Genomic DNA, 16,274 nt, shown 5'->3' with positions numbered 1-16,274 from the left:
GCCGGCCGGCGGCGTCAGCCGGCCCGCCAGCGCAGCCTTCCCGGTGGTACGCCGAAGAGGCGCTTGAATGCGCGGCTGAAAGAAGCTTCAGACTCATAGCCCAGGCGCTGTGCGATGTCCGCGACGGTCAGGCGGCCATGACGGAGCCACGCGCCGGCCACGTGCATACGCCAGTGCGCGATATAGCGTGCCGGAGACAGGCCGACAGCGGCAGTGAAGCGCTCGGTGAAGGCCGAACGCGACAAGCCGGCGATCTTCGCCAACGCCACGACCGACCAGAGATGACCCGGTTGGTGATGGATCGCCGCCAGCGCGCGGCCAATCGGTGCGTCGCGCGCACCGGCCAGCCAACCCTTCAGGTCTCCCGCGTGGGTCTCGGCCCAGCCACGCACCATGGCCGTGACCACGGCATCGGCGAGCCGCGTCATCATCGTTGCGGCGCCGACGCGCTGCGCCGCCACCTCGGCGGCCATCAAGGACAACAACGTAGGCAGTACAGGGTCACTCGCCTCAGTACGCCGCAGCACCAGCACCTCGTCCATCAACTGGGTCAGCGGATGCACGGCGGGTTCGTCGAATTCGAGCGCGCAACAGACGATCAGTGAACGCGCGCCACCACCGCCGGCACGCATGTTGTGCGTGGTGGGACCGGTCGAATCCTGGTCGAACTCTTCCAGCGGCCGGGCGGGCGTCGTGGGCGCGTCGGTGATCGCATGGCCGGTGCCACGCGGCAGCAAGGCCACGTCGCCCGGACCAATCCAGAAGGGTTCTTGCAACGGCAGCCTCAGCCAGCATCCACCCTCAACCACGAAATGGAAGCACACGCCATCCTGACGCGGAATCTGCAGGCCCCACGGCGCCGTCATGTCGGTACGGCAGTACGACGCACGCACCAGCCGCAGGTCCTGCAGAACGGGGTTCAGCAGGTCGAGGTCGGGGGGCCCTGGATTATCCCGGTGGGTGTTCATGGCGGCCGAGTGTGCGCGGGCTGTCCGGGTGAGCGTAAGACGGGGTCTTTCGGTACGGCAAGGCGCCGGGTCGACCAGGTCGCGGGCAGCGCGAGCGCACACAGCAGCAGCGCCATCTGCATCGGCGCCTCGACGCCCAAACGCGCCAACGCCACGCCGCCGGCCAGTGATCCTGCTGCAATGCCGGCATTGACTGCGGAGGCGCTGAGGGCTGCGGCGAGGTCGGCACCAGGGCCCGCCAGCGCCACCACGCGCAACTGGATCGCCGGAACCATGCCGAAACCCGCCAGGCCCCAGGCAGCAAGCGCGATCAACGCCACCATCGGGCTCGAACCGAAGAGGTAGAACAGACCGAGCACGGCCACCAGCACCACGTTCGCCGCCACCAGCGTGAGGCCAGCATCGCGGTCCGCAAGACGCCCGCCGGCAAACATGCCGACGGCGCTGGCAACGCCGTAAGCGAGCAGATAAACGCTGATCGTCGCGTCCGCTGCGCCACTGACCTGCTTCAGGTACGGCGCGATGAAGGTGAAAGCGCTGAACTGCCCGCCCATCAGCAGCGCGGCCACGCCCAGCAACGCCAGCACGCGCGGCGCGAAGGCGGCGCGCACCTGCACCCCGAACGGGTCAGCAAGGCGAACATTCGAGCGCGGCACGAAACACAGCGTTGCGACACAGGCCGCGGCACCCAACGCGACGATAGCCGCGAAGGCCGTGCGCCAGCCCGTCGCCTGCGCCACCCACGTCCCCAGCGGTACGCCCAGTACGGTGGCAACGGCCACGCCGCCGAAGACCATCGCCATGGCTTGGCCGCGCTGCTCAGGACGCACGAGCCCAGCCGCAACCACGGAGGCGGCACCAACGAAAAGCCCGTGCATGGCGCCGGGCACGAAGCGCGCGACCAGAAGCAGACCGAGCTCATGCGAGACGATCACGATGAGGTTGAATGTGACGAACACCGCCAACGACAGCGCGAGCACGGAGCGCCGCTCCAGGCGCGTGGTCAGCGTCGTTGCAACGGGGCCGCCGATCGCGATGCCCAGCGCATAGGCCATCACCATATAGCCGGCGCTGTTGATCGACGTGCCCAGGTCGCGCGCAACCAGGTCCAGCACGCCGACGATGACAAACTCTGCGGTGCCGAAGACGAAGGCTCCCACCGCCAGCACGACCAGTGCGGCGCGCGCGTCGGGCTGCCGGCTCACGGTGCGGTTCGCGTGTAGATCGCGCGGGTAGCCAGCGCCTCCTTGCGGCCCGGTGGCGTGAAGTAGAGCTCGATGACGTGACGGTCCTGCCCTTCGATGCGTATCGCCGTGCGCATCGGGACCGTCTTGCCAACGAAAGCTTCGCCCGCGACGCCTTGATCCACGAACGTGCCGAACAGGTCAATGCTTGTTTGCGGCCCCGACCCCGTGCGGCTGACATAACGCATCATCCCGGCGTTCGCCTCGTCAATGGTGACCCATTCGTAGCGCGCAGCCATGTTGTCGTAGCCCAGCCAGCCGCGGCGCCAATAGCGTGACTTTTCCAACGTGCCTTCGGTTGTGTCCTCAAGGTAGCGGCCGCCGGCCACCCATTCGCGGCGCGTGACGAAGTCGTCGGAGGTGATCGGCGGTGCGTCGGCGCTTCGGCCCAGCGTGGCATAGACACCCATCTGCACGCGCCAAATACCCGCCAGCGGCGCAAGCATGGCGTGGCCCGGGCCAGGCAATCCACGGCGCAGCCATGGCGGCAAGTCGGTGGCCGCTGCGACGGATGGCGCGGTGCCGACCTCCTTGTCCTGGGCGTGCGTGGTGCCGAGCATCATGCCGAGCGTCGCAATGCCGATGACCGTTGCGCGCATGCGCTTCCAGCGAATCTTCACAGGGTCCCTTTCGTGAACAGGAGCGTCAACTTTGCCTATGGATGCGGCGTCGTGCCATGGCCCGTTGACCGGTTTGCTTGGCCGTTCGTCCCGCGGTGATGGCCGAGCGTGCGCGGATGCGCATAGAGTCGGGACAGCGCACTGTCGCGCTGGGAACTATGGCCACGCTTGCAGGAGCGGACGAATGGTCACGAGATCCAGGAAAGTGGCTCACCAAAGCAGAAAAACCTTGCGCAGGAAGCGCTTGCTGGCGCGTGAGTTGGCGGGAAGACGCGGCTCAGACATACGCCGGTATCAACAGCTCTTCGCCTGCAACCCCTTGCCCATGTGGGTCTATGACCTGCAGACGCTGCGCTTTCTCGACGTCAACGAAGTGGCCTGCCAGAAATACGGCTACACGAGGGAGGAATTCCTTTCGATGTCCATCCGCGACATCCGTCCACCGGAAGACGTGGGTGCCGTGGAGACGTCAGTACGCCTCACGCCCGCCGAGGTGTTCAACAGCGGCGTCTGGCGGCATCGGCTCAAGGACGGGCGGCTGATCTACGTCGAAATCACCTCGCATGAGCTGCTCTATGAAGGCCGGCCTGCCCGCTTCGTCGCACCGCTTGACGTGACCCTGCGCATGCAGGCGGAAGCGGCATTGCGCGAGCGCGAGGCTGGCCTTCGGCGCGCCCAGGGGGTGGCCAAACTCAGCCATGTGGTGACCCGCCCGGACGGCTCCTTCGAGCGCTGGTCCGACACCCTGCCCCAGCTCGTCGGCTGCGCGCCGCAGGACATGCCGCGCACGACACGTGACTGGATGAACCAACGGGTGCATGCCGACGATCGGGCCAGCTACCGCAGCGCGAGCCTCGAAGCGGCGCGCACGCGGGCCAAAGTCGAAGTGGAGTACCGCCTGGTGCGCGCCGATGGCGAAGTCGTGCAGGTGGCCCAGGTGATCGAGCCCCTCGAGGAGGTGGCCGAGGTCGGCGGCCTGCGATGGTTCAGCACCCTGCAGGATGTGACGGTCCAAAAGGCGGTGGAAGCCACCATGCGCGACCTCAACGAGCAGCTCGAGCACCGGGTGGCCCTGCGGACCGAACAGCTGGAAGCATCCAACCGCGAGCTCGTCGCTGCCACCCGCGCCGCCGAGCATGCCAACCAGGCCAAGAGCGAGTTCCTGAGCCGCATGAGCCATGAGCTGCGGACGCCGCTGAACGCCATCATTGGCTTCTCGCAGATGCTTGCCTCCCCGGGCCACGGCTTGCCCGCGGAAAGGCAAGCGGCCTTCAACGCCCATATCCAGAAGGCCGGTGAGCACCTGCTGACGCTGATCGGTGAACTGCTCAACTTGTCGCAGATCGAAGCCGGCAAGCTGAAGCTCGACATGCAGGTACTGCCGCTGCGCCAGTTGCTGGCCGAGTGCGAGGCCATGGTCATGCCGCAAGCCCAGGCCCGCGGCCTGCAGACGAATTTCGAGGCGCCGCCAGACGCCCTGGCCGTGGTGGCGGACCGAACGCGACTCAAGCAGGTGCTGCTGAACCTGCTGTCCAACGCCATCAAGTACAACCGGCCGGGCGGTGCGCTTGAACTGCGGGTGCGACCCTCCGGCGCCGAGCGTGTGCGCATCGAAGTACAAGACGGCGGCTCCGGACTGCGCCCGCAGGAGCTGGCCCAGCTCTTCGAGGCCTTCAATCGGCTGGGGCATTCCGGCGAAGGCCCGGGCGCCGTGGAAGGCACGGGCCTCGGCTTGGTCGTGACGCGGCACCTGGTCGAATTGATGGGCGGCCGAATCGGCGTGGACAGCACGCCCGGAACGGGCAGCTGCTTCTGGTTCGAGCTGGCTGGCGGTGAAGCCGTGTCGCGAAAGCCGGAGATCGGCGTCGGCCCGCAGGAGCGCCCCGGCGGCGTGAGCGACATCCAGCCGCAGCTCACCGTGCTGCTGGTCGAGGACGACCTGCCCAGCCACGACCTCGTGCGCGCGCAGCTGTTGCATCGGCCGGACCTGCGCCTCATCACGGCAAGCAACGGCCGCGAGGGTGTGGCGCTGGCCCTCGCCCATGCACCCGCCGTCATCCTGATGGACAACCGGATGCCGGAACTCACCGGGCGCCAGGCCTTTCAACTGCTGTCGCAGGATCCGCGTACCGCCAGCATTCCGGTGATCGCCATCAGCGCGGGGGCCGACACCATGCCCGAGGGTGACAGCGAGCCGATCCTCTGGTTCCGCCGGGTTGCCAAACCTTTTGACCAGGGTGATCTGCTGTCTGCGATCGACGACGCCATCCGCCACAGAGCGGTCTGAAGTCGTCCGGTCGATCCTAAAGCTAACTTATCAAATAAACTGACACACTTGCGGCGCAACCGGCATCGGGGCCTAACTTCAGACTCCCCCACCAACGGCCGAAAAACCATAACGACGGTGCGGCCATTGTGTTTGCGTTGCCTCTGTAGCACATGACTCACAGAATGAGCTGACCTACAAATCAAATGAACGAGGCGGCCATGTCTGAGACGCTGCGCAGCCGGCCGAGACAGGAGACAGGTGGGAGAGTTGAACGGTGGCCGCGCGCGCCGCGCTGCGTTCATGGCCTGGGCCTGCTCTTTTCGCTTCTGGTGATGGCACAGGGCGTGGCCAGCGCGGCTGGCAACACGAACCTGGCAGACCTGTCGCTGGAACAGCTCGGCGACATCGAGATCACTTCGGTGTCGAAACGGGAGCAGCGCCTGGCCGACGCGCCGGCCTCGATCTACGTCATCACCAAGGAGGCCATCCAGCGCGCCGGCGTCAATACGCTGGCCGAGGCTCTGCGCCTGGCACCCAACCTGCAGGTTGCACGCATCAATGCCAGCCAGTACGCCATCAGCGCGCGCGGCTTCAATTCGGCCACGGCGAACAAGCTGCTGGTGCTGATCGATGGCCGCAGCGTCTACACGCCTCTGTATTCCGGCGTGTTCTGGGAATCCCAGGACGTGCCTTTGGGTGACGTGGAGCGCATCGAGGTCATCAGCGGCCCGGGCGGCACGCTGTGGGGCGCCAATGCCGTCAACGGCGTCATCAATGTCATCACGACGCCCGCCGAGGGCAGCCTGGGAACGCTCGCGTCGGCGGCGGCTGGCAATCTCAGCCAGGGCCTGTCGCTGCGCCAGGGCTGGCGCTTCGACGACGGCGGCGCCATGCGCGCCTATGCCAAGTACAACCGGCGCCAGGACAGCGAGCGAGCCAGCGGCATTGATGCCGACGATGGCTTCGAGAAGCTCCAGCTGGGTTTTCGTGCGGGCATCGACGCCGGCGGCGGCGCGCTGACGCTGCAGGGCGATGCCTACAAGGAGTCGATCAGCCAGCCCAATGCCGCCGACCAGCGCCACCATGGTGGCAACCTGCTGGCGCGTTGGGTACGACCGATGGACGACGGCGCAACGCTGAATCTGCAGACCTACGTCGACCGCTCCTGGCGCGATGTCCCTGGCTCCTACAACGAGAACCTGCAGGTCGTCGATGTCGACCTGCAGTACCTGCTGGCTGCCAGCGAGGGCAGCCAGTGGATCTTCGGCGGCGGCCACCGCATGGCCGAGGACGAAGTCGGCAACTACGGCAGCCTGGCCTTTCTGCCCGCATCCCGGCGCCTGCACTGGACGAATGCCTTCGTTCAGCATGAGCGCCAGCTTTCGCCAACCGCGACGCTGACACTGGGCACCAAGGCCGAGCACAACAGTTACACGGGCACGGAATGGATGCCAAGCGCCCGGCTGGGCTGGAAGCTGTCGCCCCAACTGCTGTTGTGGAGCGCAGCGTCCCGTGCGGTGCGCACGCCCTCCCGCATCGACGTCGAGTTCTTCGTGCCAGCGCAGCCTCCCTACCAGCTGGCGGGCGGCCCCAACTTCCGCTCGGAGATCGCCAACACGCTGGAGGTTGGCGCGCGAGCTCAACCCAGCGAGAACCTGTCCTACTCGGTCACGGTATTCGGCAGCCGCTACTCGAGCCTGCGCAATTACCGGCGCCTGAGCGACCGCACTTTCGTACTGATCAATGCATCCAAAGCGGAGGTCTATGGCGTCGAGGCCTGGGGCCGCTACCAGGTCAGCAGGAGCTGGGCTGTTCATGCGGGACTGACCTCGATGCACGAGCGCTTCAGCGGCGCCAACGTGGCCGCCATCGCGCCCGGAAACGATCCCCGCTACCAGGTTCGGCTGCAGTCCTCTTGGTCGCTGGCGGCGGGCGTGGATATCGATGTCACGCTACGGCGGGTCGCCAAGCTGCGCTTCACCACCGTGCCCGGCTACAACGAGGCCGATGCGCGTGTCGGCTGGCGGTACTCCGACAGGCTGGCCTTCGCCGTCTCGGCGCGCAATCTCCTGCATGCAAATCACCGCGAGTTCGCGCAGGGCGGCGCTACCGGGGCCGACCCGATCATGGTCGGGCGCACCGCCCAGATCACCGCCACGGCGAGATTCTGATGCCGCGCCTGAGCCTATTTCTCGGGTGCCTCCTGCAATGGCGCGGCAATGTGCCAGTGCTGCGGCGCATGGCGATCGCAGGTCTTCTCTTCTTCGCCGCCGCGCAAAGCGGCGCCGCCGACAACGACAGCCGTGCGCTGGAAGCCCAGATCAAGGCCGCCTATCTGTACAAGTTCGCCGGCTATGTGGAGTGGCCGCCGAATGCCTTCGTGGATGCCACGATGCCTTTCACCATCGGCATCGTCGGCGCCGGGGACATCGCCACCGAGCTCAACAAGCTCACGTCGGGCCGTTCACTGAGCGACCACCCCGTCGAGGTGCGCCTTCTCAAGGCCGGAGAACTGCCCCGCAGTGTCCAGCTCATCTTTGTGAGCGGCGCCGACACCCCGCAACTCAGGCGCACGCTCGAGCCCTACAAGGCCCTGCCGACACTGACGGTCTCGGACATCCCAGGCGGCATCGACGCAGGCTGCGTCATCAACTTCATGCTGGTGGACAACCGGGTGCGCTTCGAGATCTCGGTCCGCAACGCGGAGCGGCATGGGCTCAAGATCAGCTCGCGCCTGTTGGCTGTCGCACAGCGCGGGAACCCAGGGGCCTCTGAATGAGGATCCGGCTGCGTTCGATAAGCACCAAGCTGCTGCTGATGGTGCTTGCCGTCAACGCTTGCACACTGCTTGGGGCCAGCGCCGCCTTCTTCTATCACGACATGGTGGAGAACCGCGACCGCTCGGTGCGCGAACTGACAACGCTAGCCGACATCCTCGGCCAGGGCAGCGCGACAGCCCTGGAGTTCGATGATTCCAAGGTTGCCACCGACACCCTCGGCCAGTTGCGCGGTGACCCCAATATCAATGCCGCGGCAATCTACACGGCAGGCGGCAAGCTGTTTGCGCGCTATGTGAACGCAGCCACTCCTGGCGCGGCCCTGCCTGCCGAGCCGCCATCCGCGGGGGTACAGGTCCTGCGCAGCAATCTGATCGTGATGCTGCCGGTCAATGGCGCCAATGGCCGCCTGGGAGCCGTCTACATCGATGGCCGTTACGACGTCGCCCAATGGCTGCGGGACTATCTCCTGATCTTCGGCGTCGTGCTCGGTGGCAGCCTCGCCCTGGGCCTGCTGGTGTCCTTTCGGCTGCAGCGCCGCATCACCCGGCCCATGCTGGCTGTCAGCGAAGTGGCGCAGCAGGTCATGCAGCAGCGCGACTTCAGCCTGCGTGCCCGCAAGACGACCGAGGACGAGATCGGAGAGCTGGCCGAATCCTTCAACGGCATGCTGCAGACGCTCGAGCATGAGATCGCCGAGCGCAGCACGGCCGAGGTGGCCGTACGCACGCTGAACGCGGAGCTGGAGCAGCGCGTCGAGCGGCGCACCGCGGAGCTGGTCGTTCGCACCCAGGAGGCCGAGGCCGCGAGCCGCGCCAAGGCCGACTTCCTCGCCAACATGAGCCACGAGATCCGCACGCCGATGAATGCCGTGCTCGGGCTGGCCTACCTGCTCGCGAACAAGCCGCTGGAGCCCGATGCGCTGGACCTGGTCAAGAAGATCCGCAATGCCGGCCGGTCGCTGCAGACCATCATCAACGACATCCTGGACTTCTCCAAGATCGAGGCCGGCCAGCTGGAGATCGAAGAGGCCCCCCTGCACCTGGACGGCGTGCTGGACAACCTGGCCAACATCATGAGCGCCAATGCGGGCGACAAGGATCTGGAGCTTGTCATCTCGCCGGCGCCCGATGTTGGTGGCGAACTGCACGGCGATGCGCTGCGGCTCGAACAGATCCTGATCAACCTGACCAGCAACGCCATCAAGTTCACCTCCAGCGGTGTCGTCAAGGTCGGCATCGCGCTGCTGGAGCGCACCGACGGCTCGGCTCGCCTTCGTTTTTCGGTCAGCGACACGGGCATCGGCATTCCGCTGGAGAAGCAGAGCCACATCTTCTCGGCCTTTGCCCAGGCGGACATGTCAACGACGCGCCGCTTCGGAGGTACCGGGCTGGGATTGGCGATCTGCCGCCAGCTCGTCACCAAGATGGGCGGAGAGATCGGCGTCATCAGCACGCCTGGCAAAGGCAGCGAATTCTGGTTCAGCCTGCCTTTCAAATGGGTCCCGATCCAGAACTACCAGCCCGCGGCGCTGTCAAAACTGGAAGTCCTGGTCGCGGACGACAGCGACGTGGCGCGCGAAAACCTTGCGCTGACCGCTCGGGCCATGGGCTGGGCACCCACGCTGACCGATTCCGGCGAAGCCGCCCTCGGCAAGGTGCGCAATCGACTTCAGGGCACCGAGGCCTATGACGTGCTCCTGCTGGACTGGAAGATGCCCGGCCTGGACGGGCTGGCGACCGCGCGGGCCATCCGCCGCACGATGGAGGGACAGCAAGCGCCCATCGTGCTGATGGTGACGGCCTACTCCCGGGACGAGCTCCTCAAGAGCGAGGGCAGCGAGCTGATCGACGGCGTGCTCAACAAGCCCGTGACCAGCTCTTCGCTGTACAACAGCGTCGCCCAGGCCATGCGGCGCCGGGGGGTTGCGGCCATGTCCGACAGCCCGCAAGCCGAGGCGACGCAGCGCCTTGTAGGCCTGCGCGCCCTCGTCGTTGACGACAGCGACATCAACCGCGAGGTCGCGCTGCGCATCCTCGAGTCCGAAGGCGCCACCGTGCAGCTGGCCGAGAACGGCCTGCAGGCCCTGGATTGGCTGACGGTCCATGTCGGCGAGGTCGACATCGTGCTGATGGACGTCCAGATGCCGGTGATGGACGGCTACCAGGCAACGCGCGTGCTGCGCGGCACGCCAGGCCTGGCAGACCTCCCGGTCATCGCGCTGACGGCCGGCGCGTTCAAGGTCCAGCAGGAAGAGGCGCGGGAAGCCGGCATGAATGCCTTCGTGGCCAAGCCCTTTGCCGTCGATGAGCTGATCGCGGCCATTCAGCGCCTGACCGCGCAGCGCGAGCCGGCCGACATCGCATCCGTCGAGGCCGTGGCGCCGGTCGGCCCGCAGGCCGAGGACGGCGTGCCCTTTGAAGGCATCTCGGTGGCCGACGCGCGCAAGGTCTGGCAGGACCTCGCCGTCTACCGGAAGTTCCTGGCCAAGTTTGCCCGCGACAACGCCGACAGCGCGGCGCAGCTGCACAAGCTGCTCAACCAGGGGCAAGAAAAGGAAGCCACCGCCCTGCTGCACAAGCTCAAGGGCTCTGCGGGCAACCTGGCTCTTCCCCAGCTGGCACGCGCTGCCGGCCGCCTGGAGCATCGGCTGATCGAAGGCAGGGACCCCTTCGACGAATGGGCGCCGTTCGAGGCCGCCTTCGCCCAGGCGCTCCGATCGATTGCGGCGTTCACGGCTGACGCCGCCGCGAATGAACCGCGGCCGGCGCCGGTCAGCCCGTCCGTCGACAGGGCACGGGTGGCGGCCCTGCTTCATGAGCTGCTGGACGCGCTGGACAGCGACAACCCGGACCTGGCCGCACCCGTGTTCCAGCGCCTGGACGGGCTGCTGCCGCAGGCCACGCTGGCCGCCTTGCTTGCCAGCGTCGAGGAGTTCGATTTCCGGCGCGCGGAACAGATGGCGCGGGACCTCGTCGCCGAACTGGAAGAGCAAAGGAAGTAGGCATGCCGAACGGACCCATCCTCATCGTCGACGACGAGCCGATCAACCTCGCAACCTTGAAGCAGATCCTCGCGCCGCACTATCCGCTGGCGTTCGCGCGCAGTGGCGGTGAATGCCTCGCCGCCGCGCAGAAGCACCAGCCTTCGTTGATCCTGCTGGACGTCCAGATGCCCGACCTGGACGGCTATGAGGTCTGCCGCCGGCTCAAGGCCGCCCCCCAGACCCAGCACATCGCCGTCATCTTCGTGACGGCGCTGGCCGACGTCGGCGACGAGGCCGCGGGATTCGACTGCGGCGCGGTCGACTACATCGTCAAGCCCGTGTCGCCGGCCCTGGTGCTGGCACGGGTGCGCACCCACCTGTCGCTGGTGCATACCTCCATGCTGGAGCGCTACGTCAAGGAGCTCGAGGCCCAGCAGCTGAAGATCAGCCGGCTCAGCCGCATCAAGAGCGTCCTGAGCGGCATCAACTCGGCCATCGTCAGGCTGCGCGACCGGCAGGCGCTGTTCGATGAAACCTGCCGCATCGCCGCCGAGGATGGCGGCTTCGCGAGTGCCTGGATCGGCCTCGCCCACGGCCCTTTGAAGAGGCTCGACCCCATTGCCGCGCGAGGCCTGGATGCCGGGCAGCTCGACGAGTTGCGCGGCGCTCTGGGCGCCACCGGCGCGCCAGGTCGACGCTCACTTCCCTACCGGGCGCTCGATGGCGGCGGCGTCGTGTACTGCAACGACCTCTCGCAGGAGGACATGGGTGCGGCTGTCCACGCCGTTGCGCCGGCGAAGGGGGTCGGCTCCGCGATTGCGCTGCCGTTGACTTCCGGTGACCGGCTCGTCGGCGTCATCGCGCTGTACGCCACGGAGGCCCATCTCTTCGACGAAGACGAGCTCAAGCTGCTCGGCGAGCTGGCTGGCGATATCTCGTTTGCGCTCAGGCACATCGAGCAGGAGGAAAAGGTCCATTACCTGTCCCGCTATGACGCACTGACCGGCCTGCCCAACAACCTCGTCTTCCTGGACCGCCTTGACCTTGCCATCCAGTCCGCGGCTGCGGCCGGCGGCGGCGTGGTGGCCGTCATTGCCAACCTCCACCGGTTCAAACGGCTGAACGACACCCTGGGCCGGCACGTGGGGGACCAGTTGCTGAGACAACTCGGGCAGCGCCTGGCCACCGAATTCGCGCGCAGCCACAACGTGGCCCGGCTGGCGGGCGACAACTTCGCCGTCGCCGGCAGCTACAAGGGCGACGAGGACGTCGCGACGCTGCTGCGCGTGCTGGACGAAGTCATCGGCCGACCCACGTCAGTCGATGGCAGCGACGTCAGCCTGTCCGCCCACCTGGGCGTGTCCGTGTATCCGGAGGACGGCGCCAGTGCCGAATCGCTGTTTCGCAATGCCGAGTCCGCCCTCAAGCAGGCCCGTTTGGCTGGCGAGAAGCATGCCACCTATTCGCCCGAGATGAATGCCCGCATGGCCGAGAAGCTGGAGATGGAGGGGCAGCTGCGCGAAGCATTGGCCCAGCAGCAGTTCGTGTTGCATTTCCAACCCAAGGTCAATCTGGCCGATGGCCAGATCACCGCGGCCGAAGCCCTGATCCGCTGGCAGCATCCCAAGCGCGGCCTGGTGCCGCCGGGCGATTTCATTCCAATCGCCGAAGAGACTGGCCTCATCGTGCCCATCGGCGAATGGGTCATCCAGGCCGTCTGCGCCCAGCAGGCGGTCTGGCGGTCGCGAGGCATCGCGACGCGGCCGGTCGCGGTGAACCTGTCGACCCTGCAGTTCCGCGAGGGCCGGGTACGCCAGTGCGTCGAGCAGGCCCTGCGCGACAACGGGCTGGGCGCCGACGCCATCGAACTCGAGCTGACCGAAACCCTGGTCATGCAGGATCCCATCGCGGCCGAGCGCACCATGCATGACCTCCGCCAGTTCGGCCTGCACCTGTCTCTGGACGACTTTGGCACCGGCTACTCCTCGCTCGCTTACCTGAAGCTCTTTCCTTTCAACTCGGTGAAGATCGACCGGTCCTTCATCACCGATATCACACGCAGCCCAGAAGACGCCGCCATCTCGCTGGCCATCATCGCCATGGCTCACAGCATGCGCATGCACGTCATTGCGGAAGGCGTCGAGACCCCCGCGCAGCTGGAGTTCCTGAGGGCCAGCGGCTGCGACCAGATCCAGGGCTACCACTTCAGCCGCCCGGTGCCGGCCGAGGAATACGCCCGCATGCTGCTGGAGGGCCGGCAGTTGGCAATGACCGCGGCCGCCCCTGGCACGGGGGCGGCCGGCGAAAGGATCGCGCTGCCCATGCGACGCCAGCCTCTGGAGCATTGACGGCGGATCGATGTCCGGTTTTCAGGGCTCCGCCAGCGGCGGGTCATTCACACATTTGGCGCATTCAAATTGGGGCATGGACCCGCTTCGGTGCATTGCCAGAACACGTGGCGTGAGGGGCAGCGGGCGGTCTCGATGAGACCTTCCTGACGCCGCCGTCCCGGGCGTCAGACGCCGGAAACAGGCCCTGCGGCAGACGCCGCGCTACGGCACCAGCCGCGTGCAAACCCAGCCTGGAAAAGCTGGCACGGCTCCTGCTCGTGATGACTTGTCATAACGAGTTGGACGGCCATGAGCAAAGGCGCTCTTGCAGCTAGGAAATCCTTGACGCTGGTCCCCGCCCCCGAGGCGGACGGCGCTCATCGCATCAAGCTGTCGTCACCGCTGCCGCTGTACACGCAGATCAAGGAGATCCTGCGCGCCCGCATCCTCGACGGCAGCTACCAACCGCATCAGCAGATGCCGTCGGAGAGCGAGATGATGGCCGCGTTCGACGTCAGCCGCATCACCGTGCGCCAGGCGCTCAATGACCTGCAGAACGAAGGCCTGATCTTCCGCATCCACGGCAAGGGCAGCTTTGTCTCCAAGCCCAAGGCCTTCCAGGATCTGGGGCGCCTGCAGGGCTTCGGCGAGGCGATGCGGCAGATGGGCTACGAGACCTTTGCCCGCGTGCTGTCCATCAAGACGGTGCTGCCGCCGCCGCAGGTGGCCGAGAAGCTGCAGCTGGCCAAACGCGCCAAGGTCACGGAGCTGCACCGCCTGCGCTTCCTGAACCGCGAGCCCATCTCGCTGGACGTGACCTACGTGCCCGCAGCCATCGGCCAGCGCCTGGCCAAGGAAGACCTGGCCGCGCGCGACATCTTCGCCATCCTGGAGAACGACTACGGCCTGGCCCTCGGCCACGCCGAGCTGCAGATCGGCTCGACGCTGGCCGACGAGACGCTGGCCGGGCAGCTCAAGGTCGAGGAGGGCTCGCCCGTGCTCTTCATCGAGCGCACGACGCACACCGCCGACGGCGCGCCCATCGACTACGAACACCTCTATTACCGCGGTGACGCCTTCCAGTACAAGGTGCGCGTCGATCGCGTGCCTGTTTCCGAACGAGCCTCTTGAGGAGAGCCTGCGCATGGACACGATCGAACACGAATACGACCTCGTCATCGTTGGCGGTGGAACCGGCGGCCCGATGGCCGCGGTGAAGGCCAAGGAGAAGAATCCCAAGCTGCGGGTGCTGCTGCTGGACAAGGCCAACGTCAAGCGCAGCGGCGCCATCAGCATGGGCATGGACGGCCTGAACAACGCCGTCATTCCCGGTCACGCCACACCCGAGCAGTACACCAAGGAGATCACCGTCGCCAACGACGGCATCGTCGACCAGAAGGGTGTCTATGCCTACGCGGCCAACAGCTTCCCGATGATCGAGGAGCTGGACCGCTGGGGCATCAAGTTCGAGAAGGACGAGACCGGCGACTACTCGGTGCGCAAGGTCCACCACCTGGGCAGCTATGTGCTGCCCATGCCCGAGGGCCACCACATGAAGCGGGTGCTCTATCGCCAGCTCAAGCGGGCGCGGGTGGAGATCACCAATCGCGTCGTGGCCACGCGGCTGCTGACCGGGCCTGACGGCGAGATTGCCGGCGTCATGGGTTTCGACTGCCGCACGGCGGACTTCCACGTCATCAAGGCCAAGGCAGTGGTCATCTGCACCGGCGCGGCCGGGCGTCTGGGCCTGCCCGCCAGCGGCTACCTGTTCGGCACCTACGAGAACCCGACCAACTGCGGTGAAGGGCACGTGATGGCCTATCACGCCGGCGCCGAGTTGACCAACCTCGAGTGCTTCCAGATCAACCCGCTGATCAAGGACTACAACGGCCCGGCTTGCGCCTACGTGACCGGCCCGTTCGGCGGCTACACCTCCAACAACGCCGGCCAGCGCTTCATCGAGTGCGACTACTGGAGCGGCCAGATGATGATGGAGTTCTTCAACGAACTCGAAGGCGGCAAGGGCCCGGTGTTCCTGAAGCTCGACCACCTCGCCGAGGAAACGATCAGCGAGATCGAGCACATCCTGCACACCAACGAGCGCCCCAGCCGCGGCCGCTTCCACGAGGGCCGCGGCACCGACTACCGCAAGCAGATGATCGAGATGCACATCTCGGAGATCGGCTTCTGCAGCGGCCACAGCGCCTCGGGCATCTGGACGAACGAGCGCGGCGAGTGTTCCATCCCCGGCCTGTACGCGGCCGGCGACTGCGCCAGCATCCCGCACAACTACATGCTCGGCGCCTTCGTCTATGGCAAGTTCTGTGGCGAGAACGCGGCCGACTATGTCAGCGGCATCGCGGCGCCGGCCTTCGATGCCGGCCAGGTCGAGAAGGAGAAGGCCCGCGTCTATGCGCCGCTGGGCAGGACCGAGGGCCTGACGCCATTCCAGGTCGAATACAAGACGCGCCGCATCGTCAACGACTACCTGCAGCCGCCCAAGGTCACCCGCAAGATGGAGATCGGCCTGCAGCGCTTCGACGAGATCCGCGAGGACCTGCAGCACATGGGCGCGGCCGACCCGCACGAGCTGATGCGCGCGATGGAGGCCCACACCATCCGCGACTGCGCCGAGCTGGCCGCGCGCGCCTCGCTGTACCGCACCGAGAGCCGCTGGGGCCTGTACCACCTGCGCGTGGACCACCCCGAGAAGAACGACGCCGACTGGTTCTGCCACACCAACGTGACCAGCGACGCCAACGGCAACGCCGTATTCCGCAAGCGCGAGGTCGAGCCTTACGTCGTGGAGCTCAACGAGGAAGAGAAGTCCGCCTACCAGCGCCTGCGCGTCGCCACGCCCGCTGCCGCCTAGGGCCTGTTGACGCTATGGCAACGGGTCGCGTTGTGGCCAAAACGGCCGCGAGCAAGGCGCAAAGCGGAGCCGGGTTGCACACCCGGCGAGCATTTGCAACGCCGCGCGCGGTCGTTTTGGCCACAACCCTTCGGGAAGGCCCGCCGCCACGGGCCACTCCGCGTTGCGCCACTTGCCCGCACATCAGTGCGGGCGGCGTGTCACGCCT

10 protein-coding genes are annotated in these 16,274 nt (G+C 66.7%); 7 read left to right on the top strand and 3 right to left on the bottom strand.

Features of this window, described 5'->3' with window-relative positions; all coding sequences use genetic code 11:
* Positions 1 to 14: 14 nt before the first annotated feature.
* From ASC91_RS05025 to ASC91_RS05015, 3 genes are read right to left on the bottom strand one after another with little or no spacing between them, the layout of a single operon-like run.
* Positions 15 to 968, bottom strand: coding sequence for an AraC family transcriptional regulator (locus tag ASC91_RS05025; RefSeq protein WP_056193220.1), 954 nt, complete (start codon positions 966 to 968; stop codon positions 15 to 17).
* On the bottom strand, positions 965 to 2,173 hold the full coding sequence (locus tag ASC91_RS05020; protein ID WP_056193217.1) for an MFS transporter: 1,209 nt from the start codon (positions 2,171 to 2,173) through the stop codon (positions 965 to 967). The genes ASC91_RS05025 and ASC91_RS05020 overlap by 4 nt, the downstream gene beginning before the upstream one ends.
* Complete coding sequence (locus ASC91_RS05015; protein ID WP_157281171.1) at positions 2,170 to 2,811, bottom strand: DUF1579 family protein; 642 nt, start codon at positions 2,809 to 2,811, stop codon at positions 2,170 to 2,172. The genes ASC91_RS05020 and ASC91_RS05015 overlap by 4 nt, the downstream gene beginning before the upstream one ends.
* 58 nt (positions 2,812 to 2,869) lie before the next feature.
* Here ASC91_RS05015 and ASC91_RS05010 point away from each other — a divergent pair, with 58 nt between their 5' ends.
* From ASC91_RS05010 to ASC91_RS04980, 7 genes are all read left to right on the top strand, one after another.
* A complete protein-coding gene (locus ASC91_RS05010; protein WP_082532439.1) occupies positions 2,870 to 5,119 on the top strand; it encodes an ATP-binding protein in 2,250 nt (749 codons plus the stop codon).
* Between the two features lie 314 nt (positions 5,120 to 5,433).
* Entirely contained in the window at positions 5,434 to 7,272 is a 1,839-nt protein-coding gene (locus ASC91_RS05005) for a TonB-dependent siderophore receptor (protein ID WP_056193210.1), read from the top strand.
* Entirely contained in the window at positions 7,272 to 7,880 is a 609-nt protein-coding gene (locus ASC91_RS05000; RefSeq protein ID WP_056193206.1) for a YfiR family protein, read from the top strand. Before ASC91_RS05005 ends, ASC91_RS05000 begins: the two co-directional genes overlap by 1 nt.
* Positions 7,877 to 10,882, top strand: a complete 3,006-nt coding sequence (locus ASC91_RS04995; RefSeq protein WP_056193204.1) for a hybrid sensor histidine kinase/response regulator — start codon at positions 7,877 to 7,879, stop codon at positions 10,880 to 10,882. The genes ASC91_RS05000 and ASC91_RS04995 overlap by 4 nt, the downstream gene beginning before the upstream one ends.
* Before the next feature lie 2 nt (positions 10,883 to 10,884).
* Positions 10,885 to 13,212, top strand: coding sequence for an EAL domain-containing protein (locus tag ASC91_RS04990; RefSeq protein ID WP_056193201.1), 2,328 nt, complete (start codon positions 10,885 to 10,887; stop codon positions 13,210 to 13,212).
* Positions 13,213 to 13,536: 324 nt separating this feature from the next.
* Positions 13,537 to 14,325 (top strand): GntR family transcriptional regulator, encoded by a 789-nt coding sequence (locus ASC91_RS04985; RefSeq protein ID WP_235531842.1) that lies wholly within the window; start codon positions 13,537 to 13,539, stop codon positions 14,323 to 14,325.
* Positions 14,326 to 14,338: 13 nt separating this feature from the next.
* Positions 14,339 to 16,066, top strand: a complete 1,728-nt coding sequence (locus ASC91_RS04980) for a fumarate reductase/succinate dehydrogenase flavoprotein subunit (RefSeq protein ID WP_056193198.1) — start codon at positions 14,339 to 14,341, stop codon at positions 16,064 to 16,066.
* Positions 16,067 to 16,274: the final 208 nt, after the last annotated feature.

The organism is Pelomonas sp. Root1237, assembly GCF_001425055.1.
GTDB lineage: Bacteria > Pseudomonadota > Gammaproteobacteria > Burkholderiales > Burkholderiaceae_C > Pelomonas.
Note: the sequence above shows the minus strand (reverse complement) of the source record. Positions and strands in the feature narration are given on the sequence as shown.

Coding starts and splice junctions, on each gene's coding strand:
- ASC91_RS05025 (WP_056193220.1), bottom strand. CDS start 968: ATGAACACCCACCGGGATAATCCAGGGCCCCCCGACCTCGACCTGCTG.
- ASC91_RS05015 (WP_157281171.1), bottom strand. CDS start 2,811: ATGCGCGCAACGGTCATCGGCATTGCGACGCTCGGCATGATGCTCGGC.
- ASC91_RS05010 (WP_082532439.1), top strand. CDS start 2,870: ATGGATGCGGCGTCGTGCCATGGCCCGTTGACCGGTTTGCTTGGCCGT.
- ASC91_RS05005 (WP_056193210.1), top strand. CDS start 5,434: ATGGCACAGGGCGTGGCCAGCGCGGCTGGCAACACGAACCTGGCAGAC.
- ASC91_RS05000 (WP_056193206.1), top strand. CDS start 7,272: ATGCCGCGCCTGAGCCTATTTCTCGGGTGCCTCCTGCAATGGCGCGGC.
- ASC91_RS04995 (WP_056193204.1), top strand. CDS start 7,877: ATGAGGATCCGGCTGCGTTCGATAAGCACCAAGCTGCTGCTGATGGTG.
- ASC91_RS04990 (WP_056193201.1), top strand. CDS start 10,885: ATGCCGAACGGACCCATCCTCATCGTCGACGACGAGCCGATCAACCTC.
- ASC91_RS04980 (WP_056193198.1), top strand. CDS start 14,339: ATGGACACGATCGAACACGAATACGACCTCGTCATCGTTGGCGGTGGA.